This is a genomic window from Microcoleus sp. Pol7_A1 (genome assembly GCF_036701085.1).
Lineage (GTDB): Bacteria > Cyanobacteriota > Cyanobacteriia > Cyanobacteriales > Microcoleaceae > Microcoleus > Microcoleus asticus.
Map to the genome: position 1 here is coordinate 1 of NZ_JAUBQD010000152.1, position 1,689 is coordinate 1,689.

Annotated in this window: 2 protein-coding genes and 1 pseudogene; all 3 read right to left on the minus strand. The window is 35.2% G+C overall.

All coding sequences use genetic code 11. The features are described 5' to 3' along the window. Window positions 1–72: 72 nt before the first annotated feature. Window positions 73–430 (minus strand): annotated as a pseudogene (locus tag QUA20_RS31640) (ISKra4 family transposase); the annotation flags it as partial. Between the two features lie 11 nt (window positions 431–441). Continuing rightward, the gene (locus tag QUA20_RS31645) at window positions 442–1,140 is read right to left on the minus strand and encodes an IS630 family transposase (RefSeq protein ID WP_333194294.1); all 699 of its coding nucleotides are present in this window, start codon (window positions 1,138–1,140) and stop codon (window positions 442–444) included. Beyond that, window positions 1,115–1,399, minus strand: coding sequence for a hypothetical protein (locus QUA20_RS31650; RefSeq protein ID WP_333194295.1), 285 nt, complete (start codon window positions 1,397–1,399; stop codon window positions 1,115–1,117). Before QUA20_RS31650 ends, QUA20_RS31645 begins: the two co-directional genes overlap by 26 nt. Between the last annotated feature and the right edge of the window lie 290 nt (window positions 1,400–1,689).

Genomic DNA, 1,689 nt, shown 5'->3' on the forward strand with positions numbered 1-1,689 from the left:
CTCATTATCAGATATTTGATTTCCCCAAGCTTCACAGTTATGGTAAATTCTCACAAATCATATAGGATTGCTATAACTGTAGTTGACAATGCGAACTCTATGTTTTTCCAGGTAGGCACAGAAGTTGCGAGCTTGTTTGCCTCGGCAACCACGCTCACAAAGCCTTCGCTTCAAGCACCTGACCTTGCCACAATATAACCTCAGCCTTTCTAAGTCTGTTTAATGATCCACCAACTTTGTAGAGATTTTCTTTGAGATGATACCAGTCCAAGATTTCCTAGCGCTGTTGGTCTGTGTCAAACTCCTGGATTAAATTCCACACTCCCTGGTGACCATCTGCCAAGCAGACCAATGGGTTAAGCAATGGTTGGCTGTTGACATAATCAATCAATGATTGATTGTCATCAAAAAAAGCACCATATAGCAATCCTAAATGATTTTCTATGTATAAGTGTACTGATGAATTTTGGGGAAATCAAATTTATGTTCCTTAGTGAAGAACTCAAACAAAAATTTGATAATCTTAAAAGACCTACATAAATACCAATACTTTCTTAAAAATTTTTTAGCTGGGAACCAAATATCTTCAACGGGATTTTGTTGGGGCGAATTGGGAGCAAATAAAATACAAGTAATTGACCAATCTGACGGTTCTTTATCACTATTTACTGAGGATAAAAAATCTCTAAATTCTCCATATTTATGATAACTAGCTCCATCCCAAATCAAGATTATTCTCCGTTTTTTATATTTACTTTGTAAGTGTTTTATGAATTTAACTGTTGATTTTCCAGATCCAGATGGATAACTTTGAACGTGGAATTGTTTACTCTGATAATTTAGGGCTCCAAAATAAGTTTGTCTATCTTTTTCATTGGTAATAGGAACTTCAATTCTTCGCTCTGATTGACCCCAAACGTAGCCTGTCATATCGCCATGAAGTAGATGACATTCATCTAAAAACAATACTATTATTTCCCCAGCTTCTATACCAGCCTTGTATTTAGATAAAATTTCGTTAATTTCTTCCAGCTTTTTTTTTACCAGCTCTTCATCGGATTTGGGATTGACTTTTTGAGTTTTTTTCCAACTAATATTCGCCTGAGCGAAAAGTTCATGCAGGGCTCTGTTTTGATTTATATATCACACCAAACTCTTGCACTACATAAGTCACTAACTCATCTAAATTCCAATATTCTTTATTCTTTAACCACTCTACTACTACATCCGTTTGTCGCTCTGTCAAATACCCTTGTGAGCCTTTATATCCTAGTTTGAGTCGTTCGATGCCTTGGGTTTTAAAAATCTTTTTCCAATAACCCAAAAAGAATTCACTTACACCTAAGATTTGGCTGATTTCATAGTAAAGCTTACCGGAGAGCGCCATCCTGACAGCTATTGCTCGTTTTAGTTATCTTGCATCGATATCGCTTTTAATGAAAGATTCTAATTGGGCTATTTCTTTTTCCATATCTTTTTTTGGAAGTTGTAATTTATTCATTTTTTTATTGTCACGATCTAGTATTGCATATAATTGTACCGTAATCATGATAATGATTTAGGATTGCTATAGTATGTGCTATTTAACCGTATAGCTTTGTAGTCTCTCCAGTATAGTCATTTCAAATAAGTATGAGACACTCTTTCTGCACAATAAGCACGAATAATTTCATCAAGAGATGTGCCAGG